5 protein-coding genes are annotated in these 6,000 nt (G+C 44.7%); 3 read left to right on the plus strand and 2 right to left on the minus strand.

The genetic code is table 11. The features are described from left to right. Positions 1–33 precede the first annotated feature (33 nt). Positions 34–1,497 carry a diaminopimelate decarboxylase gene (gene lysA / locus UYI_RS0122805; protein WP_016868987.1) on the minus strand — a complete coding sequence of 488 codons (1,464 nt, stop codon included), beginning with the start codon at positions 1,495–1,497 and terminating at the stop codon, positions 34–36. Positions 1,498–1,521: 24 nt separating this feature from the next. Further along, positions 1,522–1,794 carry a hypothetical protein gene (locus UYI_RS33245; protein ID WP_016868988.1) on the minus strand — a complete coding sequence of 91 codons (273 nt, stop codon included), beginning with the start codon at positions 1,792–1,794 and terminating at the stop codon, positions 1,522–1,524. A gap of 7 nt (positions 1,795–1,801) precedes the next feature. Between UYI_RS33245 and rimI the strand changes: the two genes are divergently transcribed. From rimI to UYI_RS33250, 3 genes are all read left to right on the plus strand, one after another. Then, a complete protein-coding gene (gene rimI, locus UYI_RS0122815) occupies positions 1,802–2,353 on the plus strand; it encodes a ribosomal protein S18-alanine N-acetyltransferase (RefSeq protein WP_016868989.1) in 552 nt (183 codons plus the stop codon). Between the two features lie 766 nt (positions 2,354–3,119). Beyond that, entirely contained in the window at positions 3,120–5,588 is a 2,469-nt protein-coding gene (locus UYI_RS0122825; RefSeq protein ID WP_026086125.1) for an ATP-dependent Clp protease ATP-binding subunit, read from the plus strand. A gap of 131 nt (positions 5,589–5,719) precedes the next feature. Then, on the plus strand, positions 5,720–5,896 hold the full coding sequence (locus UYI_RS33250; RefSeq protein ID WP_016868992.1) for a DUF3096 domain-containing protein: 177 nt from the start codon (positions 5,720–5,722) through the stop codon (positions 5,894–5,896). Positions 5,897–6,000: the final 104 nt, after the last annotated feature.

Consider the following 6,000-nt stretch of genomic DNA (forward strand, 5'->3'; position numbering starts at 1 on the left):
ATGGACACTTGACTATGGACAATTGACGCTTGACTAATTTTTGAGTCTTTCTGGTAGGCAATCCTGTCGAATCAAATCCTGATAAGTTTCGCGTTGCAAAATCAAATTTGCTTCGCCATTTGCGACTACAACAGCAGCCGGTCTGGGCAGGCGGTTGTAGTTAGATGCCATACTGTAATTGTAAGCACCAGTTGCCATCACTACGAGAATATCTCCAGATTCAGTTTTGGGTAGTTGGGCATCCTTGATCAAAATATCCCCTGATTCACAATGTTTACCAGCAATTGTGGCTGTTTCTGTCAAGGAAGCAGACATGCGGTTAGCAACTACAGTACGATACACTGACTGGTAAGTAATCGGACGGGGATTATCAGACATACCACCGTCAACTGCTATGTAAGTGCGAATATCTGGAATAACTTTAGAAGAACCTATAGTGTAAGCTGTGACGCAAGCTGTGGCAATTAGCGATCGCCCTGGTTCACACAATAATTTTGGTAGTGGTAAGTTTTGCGCTGCGCACGCTTGTTGAATGACTTCACAAATTGGTTTTACCCACTCTTCAATACTAGGGGGATCATCCGATTCTGTATACTTTATCCCCAAACCTCCACCAACATTTAACTCTGTCACAGTTAAACCATAACCAGCAGCTTTACTCATCCACTGCACCATCACAGCTGCTAAATCCTGATGTGGTTGGCGTTCAAAAATTTGAGAACCAATATGAGCGTGTAAACCTACACAGTTTAAAACAGATTGCTGACTGACAAAAGCAAATAATTCATCTAAATCATTGGGATCAAAGCCAAACTTACTATCCAGGTGTCCCGTACGGATATATTCGTGGGTGTGACATTCAATACCCGGTGTTAAGCGCAGCATGATCCGGATGGGGTGGTGGGGTGGTGGGGTGGTGGGGTGGTGGGGAGAGTTTGATTCTACATTCTCCCCATCTCCGGTTCTCCCCATCTTTTCAGCTATCTCCACCAAACTCCGCAATTCATACCAGTTGTCCACAACAATCGTGCAACCTGATTGAATTGCCAGAGTTAATTCTTCTCGAGATTTATTATTTCCGTGAAAGTAAATTTTTTCAGGACTCACACCCGCATTTAGGGCTGTGTAGAGTTCACCTCCAGAGACAACATCAATTCCCAAGCCTTCTGAGGCAGCGATCGCACAGACTGCTAAACAACTCCAAGCTTTGGAGGCATATAATACTTGAGATTCACCCTTGTAATAGTGCTGGAAACTTTCCCGGTACTGGCGGCAAGCTATTCGCAGGGTTTCTTCATCCAAAATATATAAAGGTGAACCAAACTGCTGCACAAGAGTAGTCACATCACAACCCCCTATTTCTAGGTGGTCTTGATTATTTACTTTTGCAGTCAGCGGTAAAAGTTCTTGATTGGGTGAAAGATTAGTGTGACTACCTGTTTGCGGTAAATACTGTCTACCAGAAAGTTGAACCCCGGCAGGGTGAGTCGATACCATAACTATTAAGAGTTGTCCTTCGTACTAATTACAAGCGATGAGCGGATATGCCGATTCCCAGTTTACCGAATAACGTGCTTGTTCGCCCCTGTCTTTCGGCATTGATTGGGAATGGGTAATCGGTAATTGGTAATGGGTAATCGGTAATTGGTAATGGGTAATCGGTAATGGGTAATTGGTAATGGGTAATCGGTAATTGGGTATGGTTAACAACCACCAACCAACAACCAACCACCAACAACCACCAACCACCAACCACCAACCAACAACCAACAACCAACCACTAACTATTGACAATTGACAAATGACTTTTGACCAATTAGAACTGAAATCAATAACAACAGATGATTTGAGTGCGGTTGTGGAACTAGATCAGGCTTGTTTTGGTGGTCTTTGGACACTAGATGCCTATCAACGAGAGATAGATAGTCCTAACAGCGTTTTACTCGGTTTATTTGCACCTTTGTCTACTGTCAATCTGCTGGCGATGGGTTGCTTTTGGTCAATTTTAGAAGAAGCCCACATTACCATTTTGGCAGTTCATCCTCGATACCAAGGTCAAGGTTTAGGACAGGCTATTCTTTATTTCTTGCTTAAGGCTGCTTATGAACTGGGCTTAGAAAGAGCTACCCTAGAAGTCCGAGTATCTAACAAAGCTGCAATTTCTCTGTATCAAAAATTTGGCTTTAAAACAGCAGGACAGCGAAGGCGTTACTATAAAGATAACGATGAAGACGCCTTGATTTTGTGGTTAGGAAATATCCAATATCCAGAATTTCCAGATTCTTTGGAAAAGCTACGTATCAAAATGAGCGATCGCCTCAAGCTATACAGTTGGTCTATAGTTGATTGTTAATAGTTGTTTGTTGTTTGTTGTTTGTTGGTGAGACCAGCCCCCCAAAAAGGCGGTCTCCGTCACGTAGACACGAAGTGGTGAGACAGCGACTCTTACGCAGGGGGTTCTCCCCCAATCCCCACTCCCTGTCGGTCGTGGGGGCCGGTGAGTCCCCCATGAGCGACTGCGAACCCGGAGGGCTTAAGGTAAGGGTAGGGGGACTGGCGAACCCGAAGGGTAGTTAGTGGTTAGTGGTCAAAAGTCATTTGTCAATGGTCAATTGTTAGTAGTTAGTGGTTGCTAAGAGGGAACTCTTAACTCTTAACAGGGAATAGGTAATTTCTTCCTTGTCTTCCTTATCCTCCAAGTCGTCCCCCTTGTCCTCCTTGTCTCCCTTCCCTTCTCCCCTATACCCAATCCCCAATTCCCAAAAATAATTAATTTTTGATAAAAATTCTTAATTTTATGCAGTTTTTACTACCTATAAAAAAATTCATAATGTTCAATGGAAAATTGACAGTTACAAAAAAATATGATATATATCTTTCCTTGGGATTGGCATTAAAAACATTGCAAGTCCAAACTCTTTTTCGCTTGTCAATCTCCACAAAGACAGTAAATTCAGACTCCTCAATACACACTCAGTAAAAAGTAATAAAAAGTTAGCAATTTCCCATGAAGGCTGGGTGATCCCGATTGAATGTCTATTTCTTTATACAGACATTCAATCGATTTGGCTGTGCTAAAATCAGCGTACCGGCACGACGCAGGTGATGGGAAAAATGCCATGTTTGAACGCTTCACAGAAAAAGCCATTAAGGTAATCATGTTGGCCCAGGAAGAGGCACGCCGCCTGGGACACAATTTCGTTGGTACCGAACAGATCCTCTTGGGTCTGATTGGAGAAGGTACCGGAGTGGCGGCTAAGGTGCTGAAATCTATGGGCGTCAATCTCAAAGACGCTCGGATTGAAGTAGAAAAAATCATAGGCCGGGGTTCAGGCTTTGTAGCCGTGGAAATTCCGTTTACGCCACGGGCAAAGCGAGTTCTGGAACTATCCTTGGAAGAAGCGCGCCAATTAGGGCATAACTACATTGGCACCGAGCATCTGCTGTTGGGCCTGATCCGAGAAGGGGAAGGTGTAGCAGCCAGAGTGCTAGAGAATCTGGGTGTGGATCTTTCTAAGGTAAGGACTCAAGTGATCCGGATGCTGGGAGAGACCGCTGAGGTTACACAAGGAGGTCCATCACGCGGCAACAAAACCCCGACCTTGGATGAGTTTGGCTCGAATTTGACCCAAATGGCATTGGACGGCAAGCTCGATCCAGTGGTGGGACGCGCCAAGGAAATTGAGCGGGTGATTCAAATCTTGGGTCGCCGCACCAAAAATAATCCAGTCTTGATTGGGGAACCAGGGGTTGGTAAAACCGCGATCGCTGAAGGTTTGGCGCAGCGCATTGCCAACAAAGATGTCCCCGACATTCTGGAAGACAAGCGCGTAGTCACCTTGGATATCGGTTTACTCGTAGCAGGTACAAAGTACCGGGGTGAATTTGAAGAGCGCCTGAAGAAGATCATGGATGAGATTCGCCAGGCTGGAAATGTCATTTTAGTCATCGACGAAGTACACACCCTAATTGGTGCAGGTGCGGCAGAAGGTGCAATTGATGCAGCAAACATCCTCAAGCCAGCCTTGGCTAGAGGTGAATTGCAATGTATTGGTGCTACAACCTTAGATGAATACCGCAAGCACATAGAGCGAGATGCAGCCTTAGAACGCCGTTTCCAACCAGTGATGGTCGGCGAACCCTCTGTCGATGAGACAATTGAAATTTTACGTGGTCTGCGTGACCGCTACGAACAACACCACAAGCTGAAGATTTCTGACGAAGCTTTGATTGCGGCGGCAAAATTGTCTGACCGCTACATTAGCGATCGCTACCTACCAGATAAAGCCATCGACTTAATCGATGAAGCTGGTTCCCGGGTCCGTCTGATTAACTCCCAACTGCCACCCGCAGCCAAAGAGTTAGACAGAGAACTGCGGCAAATTTTAAAAGAAAAAGATGATGCAGTTCGCGCTCAAGACTTTGATCGAGCCGGAGAACTGCGCGATCGTGAAATGGAAATCAAAGCCGAAATTCGTGCGATCGCTCAAAGCAAAACTGGTACTGGCCGCACAGAGGGTGAAGAACCAGTAGTTACAGAAGAAGACATTGCCCACATTGTCGCTTCTTGGACGGGTGTACCAGTCAACAAACTCACCGAGTCTGAGTCCGAAAAGCTGCTGCACATGGAAGACACCTTGCATCAGCGCCTAATCGGTCAAGAAGATGCTGTGAAGGCTGTTTCGCGGGCAATTCGTCGCGCTCGTGTCGGCTTAAAGAACCCCAACCGACCCATTGCTAGCTTTGTCTTCTCTGGGCCTACCGGCGTCGGTAAGACCGAGTTGGCAAAAGCATTGGCATCTTACTTCTTCGGTTCGGAAGAAGCGATGATCCGCCTGGATATGTCCGAATACATGGAACGTCATACCGTCTCCAAGTTAATCGGTTCGCCTCCAGGCTATGTTGGTTATAACGAAGGTGGTCAGCTTACTGAAGCAGTACGCCGTCGTCCTTACACCGTGGTGTTATTCGACGAAATCGAAAAAGCGCACCCCGATGTCTTCAACATGCTGCTGCAAATTTTGGAAGACGGTCGTTTAACTGATGCCAAAGGTCGCACCGTAGACTTCAAGAACACCTTGCTGATTTTGACTTCTAACATCGGTTCCAAGGTAATCGAAAAAGGTGGCGGCGGTATCGGCTTCGAGTTTGCTGAAGACCAAAGCGAATCTCAATACAACCGGATTAAGTTCTTAGTCAACGAAGAACTGAAGAACTACTTCCGTCCAGAATTCCTCAACCGTCTGGATGAAATTATCGTCTTCCGTCAACTGAATAAGGAAGAGGTAATGCTAATTGCCGACATTATGCTTCGAGAAGTATTTGGTCGTCTTACCGAGAAAGGAATCAATCTCGAAGTGAGCGATCGCTTCAAAGAGCGCTTGTTGCAGGAGGGTTACAACCCCAGTTACGGTGCAAGACCTTTACGTCGAGCCATTATGCGCTTACTAGAAGACAGCCTCGCAGAAGAGATTCTGTCTGGTCGCATCAAGGAAGGCGATACAGCCATTGTTGATGTCGATGAGAGCGGTAATGTCACAGTCAGAGGTGAACAGCGCCGGGAATTGATGACGCCTGGAGTTGAATAAGATTTTGGGTTGAATCTAAAATTTAAACTGAAAACGGTAGGGGATGAAAATCTTCTACCGTTTTTTGCTGTCACTATTTTGGATTAATATTGAGAATTAACACCTCTCATCAAAAGCAAGCTATGTTTGACATGCCAATTTTGCTTGCCCAAACAAGTAATACAATTCAAATAGGTATTAATATTAATGGAATTGTAGCGCTAATAGCAGGAATACTAATTCTTTTACTGCCTAGATTGCTGAACTATATAGTGGCAATTTATCTAATAATTATTGGGCTGGTGCAGATTTTTAATTTGCAGATTTAATAATATGAAAAATTATGAAAATGATTGAATTTGAAATAAAAAATATAAAATTCAGTTAGAGTTTTTTGAAAGAACTCTGTTTGTTAAAGCAGTTGAATTTCTTT

Source organism: Fischerella muscicola PCC 7414, assembly GCF_000317205.1.
Taxonomy (GTDB): domain Bacteria; phylum Cyanobacteriota; class Cyanobacteriia; order Cyanobacteriales; family Nostocaceae; genus Fischerella; species Fischerella muscicola.